Here is a 25,787-nt window from a genome sequence, read left to right as displayed (position 1 = left end):
GGTATGCCAAAGTTTTGATGTTTTATGTGAGAAAAAGGAATATGAAAAAAATAGAACAATTATCACCAGAACAATTAATTAAGACTATTTTTGAACCATTAAGCGTACAGGATCAAAGCTTACCATCCCGTATTAGCCAATATATTTTACAAGGTGATGAACTAGAGGTGTTGGGCGATTTTGATAAATTATGTCAAACTTCTAAAACAGCTTATAAAATCTATGAATATATGCGCAGGCCTTGCGAGCTTTATAGCGTTGCTACTTTTAGCAAAACTCATGAAGCAGAACAAGCTCGTCTTGAGTTTTATCGCCGTTGGACTGGAACTTTTTCGCCAGAACAAATAATTCGCTTTGCTCGCGTCTTTGCGACCTTATGTGACCATTTATCTTTCGTTAAAGTGTCTAGTGAGAAATTACCAACATGGTTCATCTATCTGTTATATGATGGACTGATTACCACGTTACCAACTTATTGTGAAAACGAAGAAAAAATTGATCAACGTGAAAGTTGGACAATTCAGCAATTACATCAATTACTTGAAATTGAACAAATAGGTTTAGGCGAAAACTTACTGTTTGCAATCTTTGATCGGCAAAATATTAGCGTTCTATCTCATAGCCACTTCAAATACTTTTTTATGATAAATGGTTTATTGCACTATATTCAGAAGTATATAACATTATTTAAGCAACTACCGACTCAAGGGTTAGCGATCTTAGGGCAAATAGATCAGTTAAAATATATTCAAAAGCATATGGAACTTCAATTGCCTTTGGCTGATTTTATTACCATGCAGGCATTAAATACTAATAAGCAGATCAATCAATTAGCTACTGAAATTCTGTTTAGCTTACCAAGTGATATTATTCAAATTCAGTTACAATCTTTTTTAACATCTGGTTCAGTTAAGCAACGTAGTAATGCGGCTGTCTTACTAACTAGAATTGTTGCTGATCCTATAATTTTAAAACAAGCATTGGCAGACGAAACCAATAAAACGGTAATTACTGCGATTGAAAGTGCTTTAACACGATTGGAAAGTGCCAATACGGTTAAACGACAATCTGATTTAGTTATTCCTGGTTTTGAACCTCTTATTGACACGCCATTGTCAATAAGTGCTCGTGATTTGTTACAGCAAAATTTTCAAGAATTTTTGATCGAGTGTGAAAAGGATGCACAAAAAGAGATTGAAAATAATCAAAAAAATGGTTTGCCGTGGGTTCATTTGCAAGAACGTTATCAATTATTGAAAAAAACTACCAGCAAAGATTTAGATAATATCTTTGAATATTTGAATGGTAAAATAGAACATTCAATATTAGTAAAAAAAATCAAAAAAAATATCGATTTTCGATTTTTGTTGAGAAAAAAAAGATTACAAAATTTACCTGAGTTTACTTTATTTCACTTACTTCGTGCGACTATATTAGTTGAAGGTCCTACTAATATGAATAGTGAATATTGTTTTCTAAATATATATAGAAAATATGATGTAATAAGAAATTTTGATCTTCGACAAATCGCCGATATCTTTGAAAAGTTAAACTACTATAAAGGTATTCAATCCATTAAACATATTCAACATATTATCGCAATACCATTTTTAACCAGTGATATTTTTCATGATGTTTATGAAACTGAACCATACAAATTATGGTCTTTTTTTGCTGAGAATGAATTTTTATTGGACGAAGCATTAGGATTTGCTCGCCAACAAAAATACTGGTTCGACTCTTATGTTGATAGAATCAATGCGATAAAAATATTAACCCTTTTTCCAATTATTCCAGTTAAATATGTAACTTACCTATTTGAATTAGCTTTAGATGAACCTAAACAAATTCGTCACGCTGCACAGGATGTGCTAAGCGCAATCCCAAATATACATAATCAAGTTGAACAAGCTTTATCATCGGCTAAACAAGAAGTTCGTCTTGCTGCTGCTGAATGGTTAGCAGAACTAGGCAATAAAAATTCCATTGAAGCCTTAATTGTAGCTTTGAAAAAAGAGAAGCGTGAAATAGTGCAAGCAGCAATATTAATCGCATTGGAAAAAATGGATGAAGACATTAGTCGATATTTAACCGCGAAACAATTATTGACTGCAGCTCAAAAAGGTTTGAAAGGCAAAAAGTCAGCTGATTTTGATTGGTTTGATTTTAACTTAATACCCACTTTGACTTGGCAAAATGGTGATAAAGTTGATCCTCAAATTATTGAGTGGTGGATCTGTTTAGCATTTAAATTAAAAGATCCTAGTCATCCGCTATTCATCACTTATACTCAATTATTAAGTAAACAAAGCCAACAACAATTAGGCGAATTTATTTTACAAAGCTTTATCCAACAAGATACCTTAATGCCAACGATCGAGGAAGCAGAAGCGCAAGCGAGTTCATTAGCTGATAAACGTCTACAACAATATATGAGAGCTTATCAACGTTATCCAAAGCACTATCCTCATTATAATAATATTACTTATGAACAAGTTTTTGACGAAATTAAAAATGAAATACTGGCCAATTATCTAGGTTCAGCCATTAAAGCCAAAGGGATACTATCTTTAACAAGCGGTATTAAAGGGCAGGTTGCTGTATCATTAATAACCCGTTTTATGAGAGAGCATTCTCAACGGCGAGCTCAGATCGAAGCGATACTAGAACCTATGGCGTACAGTAACGATCCTTTTATCATTCAACTGTTATTATCATTAGCGCGTCGCTATCGTACAGCTTCAATTCAAGACAAGGCCAGAAATTTAGTAGAACATATTGCTAAGCGTAGTGGTTGGAGTACTGATGAGCTAGCCGATCGTACCATATCGACCGCAGGTTTAGATGATAATGGCTTGTTAATTCTTGATTATGGTGAGCGTACTTTTATTGCTAGTTTGGATGATAAATTTAAATGGCAATTAAAAAATGCTGAAGGAGAAAAGCTTAAAGCATTACCTGAAGCACGTAACAGCGAAAATCCTGAACTTGTCAAAGAGGCAAAAAAACAGTTCAACAACAGTAAAAAAGAGCTTAGCCAATTGCTGACTATGCAAAGTAGCCGTTTTTACGAAGCCATGTGTGCCCAGCGGCAATGGCGAGTGGAAGATTGGCAAAAATATTTACAGCATCATCCAGTTGTAGGTCGATTAATTCAAGGTTTAGTTTGGTTACAATTAGATAAAAGTGGCCATATCGTTAATAGTTTTAGACCAACGGAAAATAGTCGTTTAGTGACTAATCAAAACGATGAAATCTTCGTTGATCAAAATCACTTTATTACACTAGCCCATTCAGCATTAATGTCCAGTACGGATATTGCACAATGGCAAGTGCATTTTAAACATCACAAACTCAATCAGTTATTTGATCAGTTTAACCATCCATTACCTGACATCAGTAAAATTGACGACGGTATTATTAATGATCGGCTAGGTTGGTTAACAGATAGTTTCACTATACGAGGTATTTTAACTAAATTAGGTTATAGACATGGTGATATCGAAGATGGAGGCAGTTTTTATGGTTATTATAAATATTTTGCCAATTATAAACTTTATATCAATATTGACTTTAGTGGTAGTATGCTGCCAGAGGAAAATATTCCTGTCGTGCTTTATAATCTTTATTTCAGCAAAACACCAGGTTTTATCGAAAGTGCAATTGCACTAGATAATCTACCAAAAGTGTTATTAGCCGAAGGTTACGCTAATTATATGGCGGTAGCTGACGCATCGAATGGTTTTGATCCTAATTGGCAGGATAAATTAATATGGTAAAAAATAACCGAGAACTGATGGAACAGGTCATTCTTGATTGTTTTACTGGTTTACATGATTTAGAACCATCAATGCCTGAACGGATTTGTCATTATATTTTATATGGCAAAGATCCCATGGTTCTTGATGATCTAAATAAATTAACAAAATCTAATACTTCTAATGAATATGATAAACAGGTTTATAGTTTACTAGATTGTCCTAGTTTTGTTCTTTTTGCTTATTTTGATGACAGTAATAAACCACAGCAAAATAAAATCATTCACAAATAATATTATGATGGTATAGACTCCTTAATATTTTTTACAAGCTTATGGATTAATTTTGGAGTTAATAATTACATTAAACATTACTATTAGCTTTATTAAATAACGAAAAAGAGACGCATAAATATTAACCATATTTTACGAGCTGATTGTCTTTGCTATTTGATCAATGAAATCCACTATCAATCGCCAATTGTAATAACAGAAAATGAGGAATAAACAAAAATCAACTAACGCCAACTAATAAAATAATTACAACCAAACAAAATAGCTTAGCTAATCATTTTGTTATTGAGTTTTTAATGAATAACATGGAAGGTAACTATCTAAAATCATTCACAAATACCATTATGGTGGTATAGACTTCTCAATATTTTTTACAAGATTTTTGGCTAATTTTTAAGTTAAAAATCATCTTGATTATCTGAATATTTTTATAAATAACTTTATGATGAAATAGACCCCTTAATATTTTTTGCCACTTATGGATTAATTTTAGAGTTAATAATTACATTAAATATTATTATTAGCTTTATTAAATAACGAAAAAGAGACGCATAAATATTAACCATATTTTACGAGCGGATTGTCTTTGCTATTTGATCAATGAAATCCACTATCAATTACCAATTGTAATAACAGAAAATGAGGAATAGACAAAAATCAACCAATGCTAACTAATAAAATAATACTAACTAAACAAAATAGTTTAGCTAATCATTTTGTTATTGAGTTTTTAATTAATAATATAGAGATAACTATCTAAAATCATTCATAAATACCATTATGATGGTATAGACTTCTCAATATTTTTTACAAGTTATCTAATTCAATCGTTATATTGAAAAAATTACCTTAATATAAGGTTGTTTATTTCATTGCAAAAGATAATAACCGTTTAAAACAATCCTATTAAGCAGTCTTATTATTCAATTCACAAATAAGAGAAATTATTTCAGGCAATATATCTAAGATTAAGGCTAATTGCTGCATAACAAGCAGATCATTATTGCTTTGGTCATCATTGGTTGATAGTGATTCAATATAATCAGCAACCACTTTTTTCAATGGTTGATATTCAGAATCGATTTTTTGGTCACTTAGCATAGTAATTATATAAACCGATATATCATCAAAAATTTCCAAAGTATGCGGTGAAATACTTTTATCGCGATGCGCTCCCAAAGTGGATAGATAACTGATTAAAGTGTGATTAAGGGTCAATAATCTAAAACCTTGGTCAATCACATCTTGTTTAACATGTGGCTCTTTAGTCATTAAGCTGATTAAGGAGGATAAATCTGCATTACTATCATGAGCCGCGCGTCGTGCAACACGGTATTTGGGATCATTAGTTTTACCGGAGACATATTGACTACCTATTACTGCTAAATAGTGGCTATCTTCGTGACAGACTCGATCAACTAATTTAGGTAAATTTCTAAACTTCCAATCAGGCCAGATAAAACTTACAGCAAACCAAGCAATAAAACAGCCAATTAAGGTAGCTATAATGCGTGAAATAGCAACAGAGATACTGCTTTCACCGATTAAACTAAAACTGAAAAATACTAATAAGGTAATAAAGGCGGTGGCATAAGCATATTGTGAGTTTTTGAATAGGAAAAATAACCAACCAGTTATAATGATCAATACTAATTGCGCTTCGATACTTGGAAACAAGTAAGTTAAAGGAATACCGGCAATTATTCCTAAAATAGTACCAAAAACGCGCAATTTTAAGCGATATTTCGTAGTTGAATAGTTTGGTTGGCAAACAAATAAGCTGGTTAAAATAATCCAATAACCATGTGAAAGGTTAGAGAAATAAATCACCATATATCCAACAAATAACACAATACTCATACGAATGGCATGTCGAAAGAGTGACGATTTGATGGTTAAGTTTTGCTTAATTTTGGCAAAAATATCATGAAAACGGGTGAGTTCTTCATCAATTAATTGGTTATCATCTTGGATTTTCGATAAATGTTGTTCTGTATCGATATGGGCTAATAATAAATCGATCGCTAGCAGATTTTGATATAAATTTTGTAATGATTTGATGAGTAATAAATTAGCCTTATTTTGTTGTTGATATTCATCTATTGCTTCTTCAAGATAGGCAAAGTAGCGAGCAAATAATGGATCATGTTGGTAGGTTTGATTTAACTTAATTGACACAGCCAATTTAGCACAGGCTTTAGCTTGTAAATTTAAGATTCTCGCAAAGCGAAATAAAAGATCACTGTGTTTAAAATGGTGACTTAACGCTTTATAATCGCCATGTGATGAACTTGCCCGTTCATGAATATCTTGAGCGACAAAATAGTAACTAAGCATCTTTCTAATATAGGCTTGTCCACGAAAACCTTTTAGTCGATTAAATAATGAACGTTTAGCATCATTAAATACATTAATAACCTGAGTATTACAGGTCGTTAGCTCAAGAGTTTGTCGCTTAAACCCATCAGTTTCATCAGGATCGAACATTGCGGCTTTTGCATCAAGATAAAAACTTAATTTTATAAAACAATTGGCTAAAGTTTGTTGTGTTGTGCGGATAGGTTGCACAATTGATTCAATTAGTGAAACAAGGTTATACCAAAGTGCACCTAATAATAAATAACAAGGAAGAGTGTAATTATCAGCAAATAAATTATGTCCGAGCATGGTATAAGCTGCAATTAACAAGGAGCCAAAGGCAATAACACCATAACGTTGCCCCAATGAACCGAGCATAATAAATAGAAACGTTGAGCTAACTAAGCCAATAATAAATAATAGTGGATCGTTGAACAGAAATTCGACCGAAAATGTCGCAATTGCAAAACAAATTAGTGTTAATAATATATTAATACAACGGCTTAATAAGCGTGTATCGATCTCTGTCAATCCTGCTGCAACTACTCCCAATGTGAGTGGGATCACTAATGGTACTGAATCAAAGTACCATGGTACTAATGTAGATCCAGTCAAACTAACCAACATACGAATACTAAACAGTAAATTACTGCTATAAAAAACTTTGCGTAAGGACAGGATAAATGAATGCACGTTGTTTAGTGTTTGAATTGAGTTGTCATAATAATCGTAAGGATACTATATTGTTATCTTTAGCGAAAGCAAATAAGTATGATGATAATAATTATTTAAATTAGTGGTTTACTGTTTTAACTATCTATCTTATTTAAAATAGAATTAACTTTATATTATCTATTAATTTAACTGCTGTAATTATAATCACGGCATAAGTAAATCAGATAGTCTGATAATTTTTTTTTATTATAAATTAATTTAAGAAAACGTTATATTATGCCTTCAAAAATTATTGTGGGATGAAAACATGAATAACTTATTTAAAGTGGTATCGGCGTTAGCATTGCTAAGTTGTGCTTGTCTGAGTGATGCTAAATTACCAAAATCAATCAAAGTTGGTTCGGATACATCTTATGCTCCATTTGATTTTATAGATAAAAATGGTGAAATTACAGGTTTTAATATTGAAATTACCAAAGCACTTTGTGAAAAAGCTAATATTAAGTGTGAATTTCAATCGACTGATTTCGATGCATTAATTCCTTCTTTATTGTCACGTAAAATAGATATGATTTCATCATCATTAATGATGACTGAAAAACGCAAAAAACAAATTGCTTTTTCAGATGAAATTTTTCTTACCAATTCTCGATTAATTACTAAACAAGGTGCTAATTTATTACCAAATGTTGAGTCATTAAAAGGCAAAAGAGTAGGCGTTGAACAAGGTACTTCCCAGGAACACTTTGTTAATGACAAATGGCGTCCAAATGGCGTTATCATTGTGCCATATCAAAATCAATTACAGGTATTCTCAGATTTAGTAGCAGGTCGTTTAGATGCCGCATTACAAGATGAGGTCACGGGAAGTTATGCATTTTTAAAACAACCACAAGGAAAAGATTTCGCTTTTGCCGGAGAAATTTTAAGCGATAAAGGTTATTTTGATGTTGGTGTCGGTTTAGGATTCCGTAAAAAAGATGATGAACTGCGTGAAGCTTTCAATAAAGCACTAGTTGAAATTTTAAATGACGGTACTTATCAAAAAATAAATGACAAATATTTTGACTTTAACGTTTATAGTAATAAAAAATAGTTCATGCAAGGTTATCGTTCTCTAATATTACAAGGTGCCTTGATCACTATTGAATTAGCGATTTTTTCGCTAATTCTTGCTATTATTATTGGCGTTATTTGTGCACTTGGTAAATTATCAAAAAGGTCAGTATTACGACTAGCTTGTCAGGCTTATACATCATTGATTCGCGGTGTGCCGGATTTGGTTTTAATGATGTTGATCTTTTTTGGCCTTCAATTTTTATTAAATAACATTACCGATTTTTTTGATGTAGATATGTTGGAAATTGATCCATTTGTGGCAGGTATTATTACGTTAGGTTTTATTTATGGTGCCTATTTTACTGAGACGTTTCGTGGTGCATTTCAAGCTGTTCCAAAAACATTAATTGACGCAGCAACTGCATTAGGTATGAATAAATGCCACACCTTTATATATGTCAGGTTCCCATTAATGATGCGTTTTGCTTTACCTGGCATTGCTAATAATTGGTTAGTGATTTTAAAAGCAACAGCATTAGTATCATTATTGGGATTGTTTGACCTTGTTAAAGCCACTAAAACAGCTGGTGAAGCAACATATCAACCGCTATTTTTTGCACTTATAGCTGGCGCTTTTTATCTATTTTTCACCTCTATTTCAAATATTATTCTATGGTGGCTTGAAAAGCATTATTCCACCGGTATCACTAAAGCTAAATTATAAACGAGCAATGTTATGTTAGAAATCCTTCAAGATTATTGGAAAGCTTTGTTATGGTCAGATGGCTATCATATTACTGGATTAGCAATGACCTTGTGGATCTTGATTTTATCCGTATCTTTAGGAGGATTATTTGCATTAGTGTTAGCGGTAGGCCGTAATTCAGAATATTTTTTTATAAAATCGCCTATTTGGCTATTTACTTATGTTTTTCGTGGAACGCCATTATATGTACAGTTATTAATTATCTACACGGGTATATATACATTAAGTTTTGTTAATCAACATCAATCTTTAAATGACTTTTTCCAAAGTGGATTAAATTGTACTATTTTAGCCTTTACTTTAAATACTTGTGCTTATACTACAGAGATATTTGCTGGTGCTATTCGCAACGTTCCTAATGGTGAAATTGAAGCTGCTACGGCACTTGGTTTTAATCGTTGCCAATTATATCGATACATTATTTTACCCAGAGCCTTCCGAATTGCATTACCAGCTTATAGTAATGAAGTCATTTTTATGTTGCATTCGACAGCTTTAGCTTTTACTGTGACAGTTCAAGATTTGATGAAAATCGCACGTGATATCTATGCCGAAACTTATCAACCTTTCCATGCTTTTGGTATTGCGGCGGTGATCTATTTATGTGTAAGTTTTGTTTTGATTTTTGGTTTTAGACAACTTGAAAAACATTACTTGCTTTATATGAATATTAGTGGGTCAAAGACTTGTTAAAATAGTAACAGGCAATATTCAATATTGCCTGAAGATATATGAATAAAATTAATTAATTAAATTATCAGCAGGAATTCCATTATCATTGCTATCATGATCTTTTGAACCTGGTAATGCGCGAGTACGATCAATAGGTAAATAACTACCATTTGTTGTTTCGATTTGACATTCACTCCAAAAGATTGAATATTTCGTATTTGCATGCATACTTTCGCCACGGAAATAACAACGGGCTGCATTATATAAATCGCCCCGGCAAAGTATAGCAATTAATAACCAAACGCCAACAACGCTCCATGCAACCCATTTCAAATTATGCCATAAGAAAGACCAAAAACCTTTTTTACTGAAATGGCAATAAGCAAAAATTAATAGTATAACGCCAACAAATCCCAAAAATTCATACAACCAAAATAGCCACATATGGTTAACTCCTAAGCAACAGTACTTAGTATTCTATACTATCTTTAAATTTACATCCACGAACCATTGCGAATAATACCAACAGCAATACCTTCAATAGCAAAACTTTGTTGTTCTAAGTCGACATCAATTGGCGCAAACTCCGCATTTTCAGCTAATAATTTAACGTGACGACCTTTTTGCGATAATCTTTTAACAGTTACTTCATCATCGATTCGCGCAACAACAACTTGGCCATTTTTAACGTGTTGAGTTTTGTGAACGGCAAGTAAATCACCATCTAAAATACCAATATCTTTCATTGACATACCCTCAACTCTTAATAAAAAATCGGCTTGAGGTTTAAATAAACTTGGCGATACTTGATAATGACTTTCGATATGTTCTTGCGCTAAAATTGGCGATCCGGCTGCGACCTTACCAATTAGCGGTAAACCTTCAAGTTCATTGGGATCATCAGGTTGTTCTAATAATAAACGAATTCCACGTGATGAACCGGCAATCATTTCAATAGCTCCTTTTTTAGCTAAAGCTTTAAGATGTTCTTCAGCTGCGTTAGCTGAACGAAATCCTAATTTTTGGGCAATTTCTGCTCGCGTTGGTGGCATTCCGGTAGTTTGAATGTTTTCTTTAATCAAATCATAAATTTGTTGTTGTCGTTCGGTTAATGGTCTCATGGCAAATTCCTGTTTTTATATACAGATACATGTGATTATATACAGCTAAAAAAACAAAACAACTGTTTTATCTATTTTTTTTTAGAATAATGGATAAAAATGGTAACTAAAGTGAGATTTTCGATCTAAATTACATAATAGTATGGAAAATTTTCATAAAACTATTTAAAAAAACAAATTTATGCTACAGATAATTTACTTTGCTAACAAAGTAATGCTTAGCGTAAATTTAATGGCTAATTTAGCAATTTATTGCCATGTATTCTGTTTAATAGTTGTATGATATAATTGTTATTAAGATGATTCTTTATTGGAAGTAGTGTATGTCTTATATTGTTGCACTTAGTGGTGGCATTGCCAGTGGTAAAAGTACCATTGCCAATCTATTTGCGCAATTAGGTGTACCAATTATTGACGCTGATGTGATTGCTCGTAAAGTTGTTGCTGCAGGCTCCTTTGCACTAACACAGATTGTAAAACATTTTAGTCATGAGATCTTGTTAGAAAATGGAGCGTTAGATCGAAGTCAATTAAGAGAAATTATTTTCAATAATGATCATGAACGGTTATGGTTGAACAATTTATTGCATCCGATTATTGCACAAGAAACCCAACAACAGATTGCAAAACAAACAGCTCCTTATATTATTTGGGTTGTACCATTATTAATTGAAAATAATCTACATCAATTAGCTGATCGGGTGTTAATAATTGATACCCCAGAGACGTTACAACTAGAGCGCTTAATCGATCGTGATAAAATAAGTGAGTCATTAGCCAAGAGAATGATTGATTCACAAGTTTCATTAAGTGATCGTTTAGCATTTGCAGATGATATTATTGTTAATGAAGGTAATTTGGCGTCATTAAAAATGCAAATAGATGATTTACATAAAAAATATTTGCATAACTCTAAAATTAAGAATAGCTATGAATAACATTGTTTTTGAACATCCATTAAATGAAAAAATGCGTACTTGGTTAAGACTTGAATTTTTACTTAATCAATTAAACACGCATCATCGTTTCGAGCAAAATAATGCTTTATTGTTTTTTCATGCTTTATCTGAATTACTCGAAATTATTGAACGAAATGATGTTAAAGGGGATTTGATTAAAGAGATTGAATCGCAAAAGCAAAAATTACTTTCTTGGATTGATATTGATGGTGTTGATAAAGAATTGCTTGGTGACATGATTAACCAATATGAACTGTTTTTAACTAAATTTAATTCAAGTTTACGTTTAGGACAGCCGCTAAAAGATGATCGATTTATCATGGCGATTCGTCAGCGTTTGATGATTCCAGGTGGATGTTGTAGTTTTGATTTACCATCTTTCCATTTGTGGTTAAATCAACCGCAAGAAAAACGTAATATGCAAGTTGATAACTGGTTGCAGCATATTACAATACTTGATGAAACGTTAAAAGCATGTTTACAATTTATTAGGCAACTAGGTGAATTTAAAACTTTTATTTGTACTAATAATTTTTTTCAAGAAACTAATGGTGATGTAAATTTGATTCGAATTCGTGTTGCTTTCGAGAAAAATGTTTACCCACAAGTTTCTGGTCATATGTCCCGTTATAGTATTCGTTTTTTACCCCTTTATGCTGGCGATAATAGTAATATTGATGCAATTGAATTTGAACTTGCTTGTTGTTAGCCCAATTAATTTAAGAGTGTTTAGATGAATAAAAATACTGTTACTATCGTAAAGTGTCCAACCTGTCAAAAAAATGTTGAATGGTCTGAAAAGAGTTTATATCGACCATTTTGTAGTAAACGCTGTCAATTAATTGATTTAGGTGATTGGGCTGCCGAAGAGCATCGCATTGCGGATAAGGAACTGAGTGAACAAGATCTTTGGAGTGAAGATGATCTTGCCGATTTAGTGAGTAAACATTGATGAAGATTTTAGGTATTGAAACATCGTGTGATGAAACAGGCGTTGCCATTTATGATGATAAGCATGGACTTATTGCCAATCAGCTCTATTCGCAAATTAAATTACACGCCGATTATGGTGGGGTTGTACCAGAGCTAGCCTCTCGAGATCATATTCGTAAAACTGTACCATTGATACAAGCTGCACTACAAGAAGCTAATTTGCGTGCAAGTGATATAGACGGTGTGGCGTATACTGCTGGCCCTGGTTTGATTGGTGCTTTAATGGTTGGCGCATCTATTGGACGTTCACTGGCTTATGCATGGGACGTACCCGCTATTGCTGTGCATCATATGGAAGGTCACTTGTTAGCTCCTATGCTAGAAGATAATCCTCCCGAGTTTCCATTTGTCGCTTTGTTAGTGTCAGGCGGACATACTCAGTTAATTAAAGTAACTGGTATTGGCCAATATCAATTACTGGGTGAGTCAATTGATGATGCTGCAGGGGAAGCATTTGATAAAACAGCTAAATTGTTAGGTCTTGATTATCCTGGTGGAGCCAAATTATCGAAATTAGCTGAACTTGGTGATGCAACACGGTTCCGTTTTCCTCGACCGATGACGGATAGACCTGGCTTAGATTTTAGCTTTTCAGGGCTTAAAACCGCTGCTGCAAATACCATTCATCAACAGAGTTGTGGTCAGGATCTTGATGATCAAACCAGAGCAGATATAGCTAAGGCTTTTGAAGATGCTTTAGTTGATACTTTATTAATAAAGTCACGTCGAGCATTAGATCAAACAGGCTTTAATCGATTGGTTATTGCTGGTGGAGTGAGTGCTAATAAAACTTTACGTCGCCAACTCGCCGAGCTTATGGCTCAACGTAGAGGACAAGTTTATTATCCACGTTTAGAATTTTGTACTGATAATGGTGCGATGATAGCTTATGCTGGAATGATTCATCTTAAAGCATCCCAATTTGTCGATCTAGCTATTGAGGTTAAACCTAGATGGCCACTAAGTGAATTAAACGCGAAAGAATAATATCAAATTAAAAATTAATATTATAGAATTTTATTGTGGGGTAAATTCCCCACAGGTTTTCTTAATATAATACTTATTGATTATCGTCAGTTGATTTATCTAAAGCTAGTTTTTCGATATTTCTGTTAATACTGAATAAAACGCAAATTAATTCATATCCAATACGGGTGAATATAGAACCACCAATGATGGTTACAAAACCACTTAGTATGCCTAGTAGTGCAGAGCCAAAACTATAACGCATTAGTAGAAAACTTGAGAAGATGAGAACTAGGCCTGAAAATACAATAAAAACTAAGCTAATCCAATAAATTACAGTAATAATTTTAGGAGTGAACATTTTATCAAAAAAGAAAAAGTCTTTAAAAGAAAGTCCACTGGTATCTACTATTTTTTTCATTTTATTTCCTTAATTAAGTTTTATTTATTTTATTGCTTTGACTTTGGTCAAAAAACCGATACATTTAATATCAAATAAATCAATAAAGCAACGTTATTTTTAAAAAGGTTTTTAAAATTTCAATATGAAAACATTCATTCCCGGTAAAGATGCAGCACTTGAAGATTCCATTAACTATTTTCAGCAACAATTAGATAAATATGATTTGACTGTTAAAGAGGCCTCTTGGCTTAATCCAGTACCTAATGTATGGTCGGTACATATTCAAAACACAAAATGTCCACTATGCTTTGCTAATGGCAAAGGAGCTAGTAAAAAAGCTGCGTTAGCTTCTGCTTTAGGTGAATATTTTGAGAGACTTTCAACTAACTACTTTTTTTCTGATTTTTATTTAGGAGATAAAGTCGCTAATGGTGAATTTGTTCACTACCCATCGGAAAAATGGTTTGCAATTCCTGATGATAATAGTTTACCTAACGGCTTATTGTCACAAAAGTTACTTAATTTTTATGATCCTGACCATGAATTAACGGCAACGGATCTCGTTGATTTACAGTCTAGCAATGCGGAACGAGGTATTTGTGCTTTGCCATTTGTTCAACAATCAGATGGCAAAACCATTTATGTACCAGTGAACTTAATTGCTAATCTATATGCATCAAATGGAATGTCAGCAGGAAATACACCAAATGAGGCACGAGTTCAAGCTTTATCTGAAATATTTGAACGTTATACCAAAAATAAAATTATTGCAGAAGCTATTAGCTTGCCACTTATATCCGAAACAGTAATTAATCGTTATCCTACTGTATTAGCGGCTATCGAAACGCTTGAAAAGGAAGGTTTTCCGATATACTGCTTTGATGCTTCTTTAGGTGGCGAATTTCCGGTGATTTGTGTTGTACTATTCAACCCTCAAAATGGTACATGCTATGCCTCATTTGGTGCTCATCCTAACTTTGGTGTAGCACTTGAACGAACAGTGACTGAATTATTACAAGGTCGAAGTCTTAACGATCTTGATGTGTTTTCACCGCCAAGTTTTGATAATGACGACGTTGCTGATCTAAGTAATTTAGAAACGCATTTTATTGATTCAAGCGGTTTGATTTCATGGGATCTTTTTAATCAAAAATCGGATTATGAGTTTGTTGATTGGGATTTTTCTGGTACAACCGAGCAAGAATTTGCCAACTTAATGGCGATATTTGATCGTCACCAAATTGAAGTATTAATAATGGATTACCAGCATCTTGGGGTTTATGCTTGTCGAATTTTAGCTGTTGGTATGTCAGAAATTTATCCGCCAGAGGATCTGTTAATTGCTAATAATAACATGGCGATCCATCTCCGTGAGTTGATTTTGTCTCTTCCACATCAAAAACGATCTGACAAACAATTACTCGACATTATTGAACTTTTTGATGATGAAGGTTTAGATGATTTTGCTCGAGTTCGCGAATTACTAGGTATTGCAACAGGTAGAGATAATGCATGGTTAACATTGAGAATTGGTGAATTAAAAGCTATGCTGGCGTTAGCTGCACAGGATTTACCGCAAGCTAAATTATGGATAGATTGGACGATTGAAATGAATGAGTCTATCTTTAGTTCTGAACGCAATCATGCCTATCGTTGTTTGCAAACTTTAGTTAATTTTATTATAGAGCGAGGTGCAAACCAATTTGATAATTATCAATCTGCTTTTAGTAAAATGTATGGCAATTCATGTGTAAGTGAAATGTGGTTGTATGCAACAGCAAAAAAACAATTTTTTGGGCTAACGGATTTAGATCACTCTGATGCAGATAGCGATAGTTTACTGAATCAATTTACCATGCATAAAAAGCTTTTAGAGGTATATCACAAATTAAATCAAATTATGTAGTAGTAATTATTATTAATCATCAGCAAAGGCTAACCAATAATAGTTATTGCTGATGGTTTCAATAGTTTATATTAAAAAAAATTCATTTAATACTTATCAAATTGAACTAAATAGCATATTATATAAGTGATCTTTAATTAGATCGGTTAGATGAGTAAGTTGTCAAAATTTAGATTTACATATCCAAAAGATCTTTGAGGCATTGTTGTATGATATTAAAGCAGTAAGTTTACTTCCCTTATTGCTTTCTTTTTCTCTCTCAATTAGTAGTAATCAATAGCACAATTACGTTCAACATCGCTAAGTTTATTTATTTTCAATATTTGTTTTTTTTAAATTATATAATTTATTAAGGATAAATGATGACAATATTTACCGTTGGTTTTGCTTGTTTAGATTTATTGTGTTTCACTTCATCTAGTTTGGAACAAAACGGTTCTATTACCTCCGATAATTTTGTCCATTGTGGTGGTGGGTCGTGTGCTAATACGGCATATCTATTAGCTCTATGGGGAGAAGATATTTATCATATTGGTCATCTCAACAATGATCATCATGGCAATCAAATTGAAACAGAACTTGCTAATGTTGGCGTTAATACTCGGCAATTTATTTTTTCGGAGAAAATGATCACACCATTAGAAGCCATCACCATTAATGAGCAAAGTAATACCTACAGCATTATATCGCATCGTTTGATGCAACCACCTAAATTGACAATAACAGAAAAAGATAAATTAGCTCACTTTATTCGGACCGTCAGTGAAAATAAACACGAGATAGTTATGTTAGCTGATAGCTATGAGGCAGAATTGAGTGAGTACCTAATTGAGCATTTACCCAAAGTCAAAGTGATTATGAGTGTCGATAATCTATCAGCTAATAGTCTGTACTTAGCTCAACAAGCTGATTATTTAATTGTAACAGAACAATTTGCTAGTGCTTTTGTTAAATTAAAAGCTTTTCATGATCGTCATCAGATCAAAAATGCTTTGAAAAAATTACGCAATTTAACTAACGGTAAAATTATTATTCGTATGTATAATAAAGATTGTGTATATCTGGATCATCAACAAGTTGTGATAATCTCTGGCTTTAATAAACAAACTGCTGATAACATTACTGAAAATGATATTTTTCAAGGGGCTTTTACTTATGGTATCAGCTATGGTTGGCCGTTAGCGAAAACAATATTGTTTGCCAATCTAGCAATAGCTGCAGCCAATAAACAGAAAAGAGGGCGTAGTGCAATGCCTAACTTGGTTGACATCAATCTAGCAGGTAAAGATCTTATTAAAGATTTTAAATACTTTTTTTGAGTTATCACTAAGATCATTGATCGCTCAAATTGTTCTATTTAAGCGATTGCTTGACCTCTTAAACGGCTTTTCCTAACCTATTATGAGGGATATTAAGTTTTTCTTTTTCTCTTATTTGAGGAAAATCTAAATTTTTTATGCTCATTTTATTAAGTTTATTTCTTTTGAGCAGAGCGTGTTTACACAAGGCCACTTTATCAATCACTGTTATCATTCTGGTATATTTTCTAAAACTTTTTTCTCTTATAGGCAACTTTTGCCAAAATATTTGTCAAAAATAGCTAATATAAAACGGTCGGCTTATGGCAGCCTTTTATCGTTTAGTTCTAACTGTCTGAAGGTTATTTTCAATATAAACGACAATTTTGTTAAACGTCCTTGTTTAACATGTTGACCAAACCTAGCTGTTAATTTTTTGCATCGTTATTAACTTAGACGTTCCAGTCAATTAAAATCCATTTCAGGACAATCCTATATTGTGATTAAGCTTGTCTGGCGAATTCGCCTGCTTGCTGGATCAATTCTTCGCTAGGGGTGACGCCGGTATATAAAATAAATTGCTCAACTGCTTGTAACACGGCAACGTCAGCACCGGAAATAATCTTTTTATTCAAGTTGTTAGCATACTTTATAAGTGGTGTTTCAACAGGTAAGGCAACAACATCGAACACAATATCAGCATGATTAATTATTGTTTCACTAAATGCCAGTTGGTTCGCTTCGCTACCGCCTTGCATACCAATTGGCGTCACATTGATAATCAATTTTGCTTGTTCCGGTGTAATAGTAGATTCATCTTTTTGCCATTGGTAATGATAACGCTCAGCTAAAGCTTCCCCTTTTTGCTGATTTCTGGCACAGACTATGCCATGTTTAAAACCGGCATCGTAAAACGCCCCAATTACAGCATTGGCCATACCACCACTACCTTTTAAAACAAATGGTGTCTTATTACTGATATTATTAGCCTTAATTAGTTTTTCCACAGCAATATAATCAGTGTTGTAGGCCTTCAAATAGTGATCGGTATTAACAATAGTATTAACCGCTTGAATTGATTGTACCGAAACATCTAATTCATCAATAAATTCAATGCACGCTTGTTTATAAGGCATTGAGATAGCACAACCACGAATTGATAATGCTTTAATTCCATTAATAGCATCTTTTAAATTATTGGTTGTAAAAGCTTTATATAGATAATTTAAATCTAATTTTTCATATAAAAAATTGTGAAAACGAGTACCAAAATTACTTGGTCTTGCTGAAAGTGACATACAAACAATAGTATCTTTATTGATAATTCTTGCCATTAACCAAAATCCTTGTGATCATAATAACTAGTTCTTTATTCTATCATCTTTTTAACTAGCATATACATATATTTGATTATGGTTGCAAACAATACTGGTCCGAAAATAACTCAAGAAAAAGTTACCGTAGAAGTGATGTTACACCTATATTGTCACCAAAAACACCATACTCCCAAAAAACAACTATGTGATGAATGTAGTGATCTCTTACAATACGCCATGCAACGCTTAACAATGTGCCGATTTGGTGAAAAGAAAACCACCTGCGAAAAATGTCCGAAACATTGTTATCGCAAAGATTATAAACAGAAAATTAAAGAAGTAATGCGTTATGCTGGGCCAAGAATGATACTCTATCATCCAATCATGGCGATTAAGCATTTGTATAAAAATTTAAAAACCATTTTGAAGGTATTTTAACAAAAGCATTTTTCACAATTAAAAAAAGTTGAGGAGATGGGGAGGCGTATTTTTCTCACTAATTTTATTTATTTCATCAACTCTTTATTCGTTTTTTCCTATCTATGCAATAATTTTCACTTATTTTAGATGTTTTTTGCAATTTACTCGCAGTTAATTGCTAAAAATGCGAATGATTATCTTTTAAAATATTGTCATTTTTAAAATACAACCTTACTTGATAGGAAGTATGATGTCTTCATTTACGCTTGATCACCTCTCTCAAGGACGTGAAGCTGTTATTAAACGTCTGTTACCTGACTCTTTGCCTTTTCGCAAGAAGCTTTTAGCTATGGGAATGACACCCGGATGTAAGTTGACTGTGATGCAAATCGCGCCATTAGGTGATCCAATTGAAATTAATTTGCGTGGTTTTCAACTGTGTTTACGCCGTCGTGAAGCGGCTGCAATTGAAGTTGAGGTTGTCGCATGAAAATTGCATTAGTTGGTAATCCCAATTGTGGCAAAACGACATTATTTAATTTATTAACTGGTTCAAAACAGCGTGTAGGTAATTGGCCTGGGGTAACCGTTGAGCACAAATCTGGTTCGTTTGCTTATCAAAATAACCATTATGATATTGTTGATTTACCGGGCACTTACTCTGTTGAGCCAGAACCAATCGGTATTGCTCAAGATGAATTTATTACTCGGCAGTTTCTATTAGCTGATAACAAAAGCTTGATAGTTAATGTTATTGATGCAACAAATTTACAACGCAGTTTATATTTGACATTTCAGTTAATTGATATGCAAGTACCTATGATAATTGTGCTTAATATGGTTGATGCACTTAAAGCTATGGGAGAAAGATTAAATATCGATAAATTAACCAAAGCATTAGGTTGTCCGATTATTGCGATTTCGTCTACGCGAAAAACTGGATTATCAAAATTTTATCAGCAAATTGAAGCTAGCACATTGAATTTAAAGATTGCAATGCCAACCATTGATACGCTAAGTAGTGATGCACAAGAGGTATTTAACCGATATTTAGGTGAATTGCCTGCAACCAGTCGGATACAACAATTTAATCGTTGGCAGTTAATTGAAGCTTTGCTTAATGAGGCAAATCAATCTTTAGATTTTTTAGAAAACGAAAAGTTAGCTGCTTGTCGTTGTTTATTATCGATCAATTTCGATAATCAGATTGACGTAGCACTTGCAAGTGCACGTTATGATACGGTTGATGCTCTTTGCAAGATGGTGATTGATAAGCCTAGAGAGGCCAATATTAATCTTACTGAAAAATTGGATAAATTAGCTTTAGGGCGTTTTACTGGTATTCCATTCTTTTTACTCGCAATGTATAGCATGTTCTTTATTGCGATTAATTTTGGTTCAGTTTTTGTCGATTTTTTTGAAGGGGTATTTAGTACCATTTTTGTTAATGGCTTTACTTATCTCTTAAATATGCTAGATACACCAACTTGGTTAACGGTTATTTTAGCTGATGGGGTTGGTAATGGCATCACCACGGTATCGACTTTTATACCGGTTATTGCGGCGATGTTTTTTGTGCTATCTTTTTTGGAAGATTCAGGTTATTTAGCGCGAGCAGCAATGATTGTTGATCGTTTTATGCGATGCATTGGTTTACCCGGTAAAGCGTTTGTACCCATGTTAATGGGGTTTGGTTGTGGAGTACCCGCAATTATGGCAACGAGGACACTTGATAGCCCTCGTGATCGTATTTTATCAATTTGTTTAATTCCGTTTATGTCTTGCAGTGCTCGATTACCCATTTATGCTTTGTTTGCTGTAATATTTTTTCCTAATCATGCATCGATTATTGTCTTTATGCTGTATTTGCTGGGTATTTTAGTAGCTATGCTAACGGGATTTATATTAAAAAATACTCTGTTACAAGGTGAATTAACGCCATTTATTATGGAAATGCCCGTTTATCGTCTTCCGACATTACGGAGTATGTTGAGAATAACTTTTCAACGTTTGAAAAGCTTTGTTTTACGAGCAGGAAAAGCTATTGTCGTTATGGTAACCGTGCTTAGCTTCTTTAATTCCTTAGGAACTGATGGTTCATTTGGGAATGAAAATTCAAATCACTCTGTGTTATCAGTTATGGGACAAAAAGTTACTCCTGTATTTACACCTATGGGAATTGACAAGCAAAATTGGCCTGCAACAGTAGGTATTTTTACCGGGATTTTTGCTAAAGAGTCCGTTGTGGCAACTTTAAATTCACTCTATTCAATGGATCATCAAACGGAACAACCAGCGCAATTTTGTTTTTATAATGGCATCAAGTCAGCGTTAGAAACCATTCCAGATCGTTTTATTGATTTAACTAACGCAATCGCTGATCCGCTAGGTCTATCAAGTATTAATCAAGATGAAAACAGTCTACAAAATGAATTGTTTGTCGACTCAACTACGGTATCGAAAATAAGTAATTCATTTGTTACATCATCTTCAGCTATTGCCTATCTTATTTTCGTGTTGCTTTATACACCTTGTGCAGCAGCATTAGGCACAATCTATCGTGAAACAGGGCTAAAATGGATGATATTTGTTGCTATTTGGACCTTTGTTATAGGTTGGTTGTCTGCAACGATTTATTACCAATTTAGTTTATTAGGCCAATCTTCATGTGCGCCTTATTGGTTGATAGCTATTGGAGGATTTATTACTTTCATTTTTATCATTATGCGTAAAATCGGTCGTTTACCTTGCTTTAATCAATATTACTTACCAAAACCACGATCTCACAAAAACCAATCAGGTTGTTGTGAATAAAATTAGTGGTTAATGTTAAATATTGAATAATATGTTAATTACTGCAATTCGTGATTATATTCAGTTACAAGGACGAGCTAATCTACAAGATGTGGCTCGTCACTTTCGTTTGTCTACCAGCGCTGTTGAACCTATGCTAAATTTTTGGGTTAAAAAAGGGTTAATAAAATTAATTAAACGTGATTTATTAACTTGTGCAGGTAAACAGTGTTCAACGTGTATAAGTTGTAATTTAGACGCTTATGCAAGCTATGTATGGATTGAGTAGAATATCTTATACAATCAATTGATGGCTAAAATTAATTTGATTGTATCAAAAGTATTAGTATCTAACCTTTGATAAATTCCAGCCAAATTATTTTAATTTTTTGCTTTTTTTAGAGTTAAATCCACTTTTTTATCCGCCATTAAAAATTAAATTATCTTTAATTTGCTATTTTTTTGCGACTTATGTCACAAAATTAAATTTATTTGTATCTCAAAATTACAAATGATATTAATATGAACTTATGTTCATTTTGGTGAAAAAAAAGAAAAATATAAAACCGATAAAAGTAATAAAAAGATATCCTTGGTTTGAATTTAATTAAAAAATTTACTAACTATTGAATTAGATAATTAGATAATTAGATAATTAGATAAATATTAAGAGTCAACTTGTTACATTAATTACTTGTTGATTTTGATGTGCTAAAAAGTTAGTTAATGTTTATGGAATAAAAATATTTTTCGTTTTTATCGATAGCTTATTCAGATCAAATTGTAGTTTTATCGTTCTTGTTCATTTTTAGCCAAAAAGACCTTAACCGAAACGACGAAACCTTGTCGTTTTATTACTTAATAAATGTTATTATAACCGTGTTTAAAAAACATGTAGTAGAGGAATTAGATGTATGAGTCAATTAGATGAATTCAAAAAATTAACTGTAGTTGTTGCTGATACTGGTGATATCGATTCGATTAAACAGTTTTCTCCTGAAGATGCAACAACTAATCCATCGCTTGTTTTAAAAGCTGCTCAACTTCCTCAATATCGTTATTTAATTGATTCTGCTATTGAAACAGCTAAAAAACTAGGTGGTAGTAAAGCTGAGCAATTGGTTAATGCCTGTGACCAAGTAGCGGTAAACATTGGCGCTGAAATTCTAAAATCTATTCCGGGGCGAATCTCGACTGAAGTTGATGCAAGGTTATCATTTGATACCCAAGCTTGTATTGAAAAAGCTCGTCGAATTGTTGAACTTTATAAACAAAAAGGCATTGATAAATCAAAAATTCTGATTAAAATCGCTTCTACATGGGAAGGTATTAAAGCTGCTGAAGTTTTAGAAAAAGAAGGGATTAACTGTAATTTAACTTTATTGTTTTCTTTCGCTCAAGCGCGTGCTTGTGCCGAGATTAATGCCTTTTTAATTTCACCATTTGTTGGTCGTATTTATGATTGGTATCAAGCTAAGAAACCTATTGATCCTTATATTGCTGACCAAGATCCTGGTGTAGTTTCAGTACGTAATATCTATAACTATTATAAACAACATGGTTATAAGACTATTGTCATGGGGGCTAGTTTTAGACAAGTTGATCAAATTTTAGCATTGGCGGGTTGTGATCGTTTAACTATTTCCCCTAATTTATTGTCTGAGATGCAAAAATCAAGTGCCCCAGTAGTGCGTAAATTAGATCCAAATCAAACCTTAGTTGAGCGTCCAGCATTAATGACTGAAGCTGAGTTTAGATGGCAGCATAATAGTGATGCTATGGCCGTTGAAAAATTAGCTGAAGGCATCCGTGCATTTGCTGTCGATCAGGGTAAACTAGAAGATATGATCGGAGCACTACTTTAATTAATAGAATAGGGGAATATATTCCCCTTTTTGTTTTGTTACGAAAGCGTTTTATTTGTCTACTATTTGTAGACAATCAATGAATATTTAAAATATATTTTGGAGAATATGAACATGAATGTAACCACACTATCCCACCGCGAACTAGCCAATGCGATAAGAGCATTAAGCATGGATGGCGTGCAAAAAGCGAAATCAGGCCATCCAGGTGCGCCGATGGGGATGGCAGACATGGCTGAAGTCCTTTGGCGAGGATTTTTAAAACACAATCCTACCAATCCTAATTGGGCTGATCGGGATAGATTTGTATTATCAAATGGTCATGCATCAATGTTAATTTATAGCTTATTACATTTGACTGGTTATAACGTAACCCTCGATGACATAAAAAACTTTCGTCAATTAAATGCTAAAACCGCAGGTCATCCTGAATTTGGACATCTTCCGGGCATTGAAACAACAACAGGTCCATTAGGTCAAGGTATTGCTAATGCTGTCGGTATGGCTATTGCTGAAAGAACATTAGCAGCTCAATTTAACAAACCTGCACATACCATAGTTGATCATCATACTTATGTATTTATGGGTGATGGTTGTATGATGGAAGGGATTTCTCATGAAGTATGTTCATTAGCAGGTACACTTAAATTAGGCAAATTAATTGCTTTTTATGATGATAATGGTATTTCAATTGATGGTGAAATTGAAGGTTGGTTTACCGACGATACCGCTAAACGATTTGAAGCATATGGCTGGCATGTTATTCGTGGTATTGATGGCCATGATGCTAAGGCATTAGCTGAGGCTATTGAGCAAGCACAAGCTGTAACTGATAAACCATCATTATTAATGTGTAAGACTGTTATTGGTTTTGGTTCTCCAAATAAAGCTGGAAGTCATGATTGCCATGGCGCACCACTTGGTGATGCTGAAATAGAAGCAACTCGTAAAGCTTTAGGTTGGTCATATCCTGCATTTGAAATTCCAAAAGATTATTATGATGCATGGGATGCAAAAGCTACTGGTAAACAACGTGAAGATGAGTGGAATGCTCGCTTTGATGCATATGCAAAAGCTTATCCAGAACTAGCAAAAGAATTCAAACGTCGTATGGATGGTGATTTACCAAGTAATTGGCAACAGGTTGCTAAAGATTTTGTTAATAAGCTACAAGCAAATCCAGCAACAATTGCTACCCGTAAAGCTTCGCAAAATGCCATTGAAGCTTTTGCGCCTGTGTTAACTGAATTTTTAGGTGGTTCAGCTGACTTAGCACCAAGTAATTTAACTATGTGGTCAGGCTCTAAAGAGATTTTAGCTAATCCAGATGGTAACTACATTCATTATGGTGTCCGCGAATTTGGTATGTCTGCAATCATGAATGGTATTGCTTTACATGGTGGCTTTATTCCTTATGGTGCAACTTTCTTGATGTTTATGGAGTATGCGCGTAACGCAGTCCGTATGGCCGCTTTAATGAAAATTCGTTCTTTATTTGTCTACACGCATGACTCAATTGGTTTAGGTGAAGATGGTCCAACTCACCAACCTGTTGAGCAGATGGCAAGCTTACGTGTTACTCCAAATGTTAGTACTTGGCGTCCTTGTGATCAAGTTGAATCAGCTATTGCTTGGCAATATGCTGTTGAACGTAAAGACGGTCCAACTGCGTTGATTTTCTCTAGACAAAATCTTAAACAACAAGAACGTACCGAACAACAATTAGCCAATGTTTATCGTGGTGGCTACATTTTAAATGATTGTAATGGCACTCCTGAACTTATTTTAATTGCCACTGGTTCTGAAGTCGAACTAGCAGTTGAGGCTTATCATAAACTTACTGAAGCAGGTAAAAAAGTACGTGTTGTTTCAATGCCATCAACCGATGCATTTGATAAACAAGATCAAGCTTATAAAGAATCAGTATTACCATCATCTGTAACGGCTCGCTTAGCTATTGAAGCAGGTATTAGTGACTTCTGGTATAAATATGTTGGCCTAAACGGTAAAATTATCGGTATGACAAGCTTCGGTGAATCTGGTCCAGCCGAACAATTATTTGCTAAATTCGGCTTTACAGTTGAAAACGTTCTAGAACAAGCAAATAGTTTATTAAAATAATAAAGTTATTTTAATAGTAAAAAGCCACCTTATCGGTGGCTTTTT

General features: G+C 33.4%; 22 protein-coding genes. 17 read left to right on the top strand and 5 right to left on the bottom strand.

Annotation, left to right across the window (positions count from 1 at the left end; translation table 11 throughout):
* Positions 1–41: 41 nt before the first annotated feature.
* Entirely contained in the window at positions 42–3,779 is a 3,738-nt protein-coding gene (locus tag H3T80_RS04420) for a DUF4132 domain-containing protein (protein ID WP_198200262.1), read from the top strand.
* On the top strand, positions 3,773–4,051 hold the full coding sequence (locus H3T80_RS04415) for a hypothetical protein (protein ID WP_198200261.1): 279 nt from the start codon (positions 3,773–3,775) through the stop codon (positions 4,049–4,051). The genes H3T80_RS04420 and H3T80_RS04415 overlap by 7 nt, the downstream gene beginning before the upstream one ends.
* Positions 4,052–4,957: 906 nt before the next feature.
* Here the strand turns inward: H3T80_RS04415 and yccS are convergent.
* Positions 4,958–7,102 (bottom strand): YccS family putative transporter, encoded by a 2,145-nt coding sequence (gene yccS / locus H3T80_RS04410; protein ID WP_294912258.1) that lies wholly within the window; start codon positions 7,100–7,102, stop codon positions 4,958–4,960.
* Between the two features lie 289 nt (positions 7,103–7,391).
* On the opposite strand from yccS, the gene H3T80_RS04405 reads away from it, so the two are divergent.
* The 3 genes from H3T80_RS04405 to hisM are packed head-to-tail and all read left to right on the top strand — an operon-like array spanning position 7,392 to position 9,602.
* The gene (locus H3T80_RS04405; protein WP_198200257.1) at positions 7,392–8,180 is read left to right on the top strand and encodes a lysine/arginine/ornithine ABC transporter substrate-binding protein; all 789 of its coding nucleotides are present in this window, start codon (positions 7,392–7,394) and stop codon (positions 8,178–8,180) included.
* Positions 8,181–8,183: 3 nt separating this feature from the next.
* The gene (locus H3T80_RS04400; RefSeq protein ID WP_110447604.1) at positions 8,184–8,867 is read left to right on the top strand and encodes an ABC transporter permease; all 684 of its coding nucleotides are present in this window, start codon (positions 8,184–8,186) and stop codon (positions 8,865–8,867) included.
* 12 nt (positions 8,868–8,879) lie between these two features.
* A complete protein-coding gene (hisM, locus tag H3T80_RS04395) occupies positions 8,880–9,602 on the top strand; it encodes a histidine ABC transporter permease HisM (RefSeq protein ID WP_198200255.1) in 723 nt (240 codons plus the stop codon).
* 48 nt (positions 9,603–9,650) lie between these two features.
* Here hisM and H3T80_RS04390 read toward each other — a convergent pair whose 3' ends face one another.
* Positions 9,651–10,025, bottom strand: a complete 375-nt coding sequence (locus H3T80_RS04390; RefSeq protein WP_110447606.1) for a hypothetical protein — start codon at positions 10,023–10,025, stop codon at positions 9,651–9,653.
* Between the two features lie 50 nt (positions 10,026–10,075).
* Positions 10,076–10,702 (bottom strand): transcriptional repressor LexA, encoded by a 627-nt coding sequence (gene lexA, locus H3T80_RS04385; RefSeq protein WP_110447607.1) that lies wholly within the window; start codon positions 10,700–10,702, stop codon positions 10,076–10,078.
* A gap of 323 nt (positions 10,703–11,025) precedes the next feature.
* On the opposite strand from lexA, the gene coaE reads away from it, so the two are divergent.
* The 4 genes from coaE to tsaD are packed head-to-tail and all read left to right on the top strand — an operon-like array spanning position 11,026 to position 13,641.
* Positions 11,026–11,640 carry a dephospho-CoA kinase gene (coaE, locus tag H3T80_RS04380; RefSeq protein WP_198200253.1) on the top strand — a complete coding sequence of 205 codons (615 nt, stop codon included), beginning with the start codon at positions 11,026–11,028 and terminating at the stop codon, positions 11,638–11,640.
* Complete coding sequence (zapD, locus tag H3T80_RS04375; protein WP_198200251.1) at positions 11,633–12,370, top strand: cell division protein ZapD; 738 nt, start codon at positions 11,633–11,635, stop codon at positions 12,368–12,370. Before coaE ends, zapD begins: the two co-directional genes overlap by 8 nt.
* Positions 12,371–12,394: 24 nt before the next feature.
* A complete protein-coding gene (yacG, locus tag H3T80_RS04370) occupies positions 12,395–12,613 on the top strand; it encodes a DNA gyrase inhibitor YacG (protein ID WP_086358539.1) in 219 nt (72 codons plus the stop codon).
* Complete coding sequence (tsaD, locus tag H3T80_RS04365; protein ID WP_198200249.1) at positions 12,613–13,641, top strand: tRNA (adenosine(37)-N6)-threonylcarbamoyltransferase complex transferase subunit TsaD; 1,029 nt, start codon at positions 12,613–12,615, stop codon at positions 13,639–13,641. Before yacG ends, tsaD begins: the two co-directional genes overlap by 1 nt.
* Before the next feature lie 73 nt (positions 13,642–13,714).
* Here tsaD and H3T80_RS04360 read toward each other — a convergent pair whose 3' ends face one another.
* Entirely contained in the window at positions 13,715–14,041 is a 327-nt protein-coding gene (locus H3T80_RS04360; RefSeq protein WP_198200247.1) for a DUF4282 domain-containing protein, read from the bottom strand.
* 124 nt (positions 14,042–14,165) lie between these two features.
* On the opposite strand from H3T80_RS04360, the gene ycaO reads away from it, so the two are divergent.
* Both ycaO and H3T80_RS04350 read left to right on the top strand, forming a co-directional pair.
* Entirely contained in the window at positions 14,166–15,929 is a 1,764-nt protein-coding gene (gene ycaO, locus H3T80_RS04355) for a 30S ribosomal protein S12 methylthiotransferase accessory factor YcaO (RefSeq protein WP_198200245.1), read from the top strand.
* A gap of 362 nt (positions 15,930–16,291) precedes the next feature.
* Complete coding sequence (locus H3T80_RS04350; protein WP_198200243.1) at positions 16,292–17,248, top strand: carbohydrate kinase family protein; 957 nt, start codon at positions 16,292–16,294, stop codon at positions 17,246–17,248.
* Between the two features lie 482 nt (positions 17,249–17,730).
* On the opposite strand, the gene H3T80_RS04345 is transcribed toward H3T80_RS04350, so the two are convergent.
* Entirely contained in the window at positions 17,731–18,561 is an 831-nt protein-coding gene (locus H3T80_RS04345) for a shikimate 5-dehydrogenase (protein WP_110447615.1), read from the bottom strand.
* A 78-nt stretch (positions 18,562–18,639) separates the two neighbouring features.
* Here H3T80_RS04345 and H3T80_RS04340 point away from each other — a divergent pair, with 78 nt between their 5' ends.
* The 6 genes from H3T80_RS04340 (at position 18,640) to tkt (ending at position 25,742) form a co-directional block, all read left to right on the top strand.
* Positions 18,640–18,981: a nitrous oxide-stimulated promoter family protein gene (locus tag H3T80_RS04340; protein WP_198200242.1), complete on the top strand. Its 342-nt coding sequence runs from the start codon at positions 18,640–18,642 to the stop codon at positions 18,979–18,981.
* Positions 18,982–19,213: 232 nt separating this feature from the next.
* Positions 19,214–19,453: a FeoA family protein gene (locus tag H3T80_RS04335; RefSeq protein WP_198200241.1), complete on the top strand. Its 240-nt coding sequence runs from the start codon at positions 19,214–19,216 to the stop codon at positions 19,451–19,453.
* On the top strand, positions 19,450–21,777 hold the full coding sequence (feoB, locus tag H3T80_RS04330; RefSeq protein WP_198200240.1) for a Fe(2+) transporter permease subunit FeoB: 2,328 nt from the start codon (positions 19,450–19,452) through the stop codon (positions 21,775–21,777). Before H3T80_RS04335 ends, feoB begins: the two co-directional genes overlap by 4 nt.
* Before the next feature lie 31 nt (positions 21,778–21,808).
* A complete protein-coding gene (locus tag H3T80_RS04325) occupies positions 21,809–22,045 on the top strand; it encodes a FeoC-like transcriptional regulator (RefSeq protein WP_110447618.1) in 237 nt (78 codons plus the stop codon).
* A 625-nt stretch (positions 22,046–22,670) separates the two neighbouring features.
* Positions 22,671–23,621, top strand: a complete 951-nt coding sequence (gene tal / locus H3T80_RS04320; RefSeq protein WP_065613207.1) for a transaldolase — start codon at positions 22,671–22,673, stop codon at positions 23,619–23,621.
* Positions 23,622–23,735: 114 nt separating this feature from the next.
* A complete protein-coding gene (tkt, locus tag H3T80_RS04315; RefSeq protein ID WP_198201152.1) occupies positions 23,736–25,742 on the top strand; it encodes a transketolase in 2,007 nt (668 codons plus the stop codon).
* Positions 25,743–25,787 lie beyond the last annotated feature (45 nt).

Origin of the sequence: Gilliamella sp. W8145 (assembly GCF_016101145.1) — a bacterium.
Lineage (GTDB): Bacteria > Pseudomonadota > Gammaproteobacteria > Enterobacterales > Orbaceae > Gilliamella > Gilliamella apis_A.
This window is presented reverse-complemented; position numbering and strand designations above follow the sequence as displayed.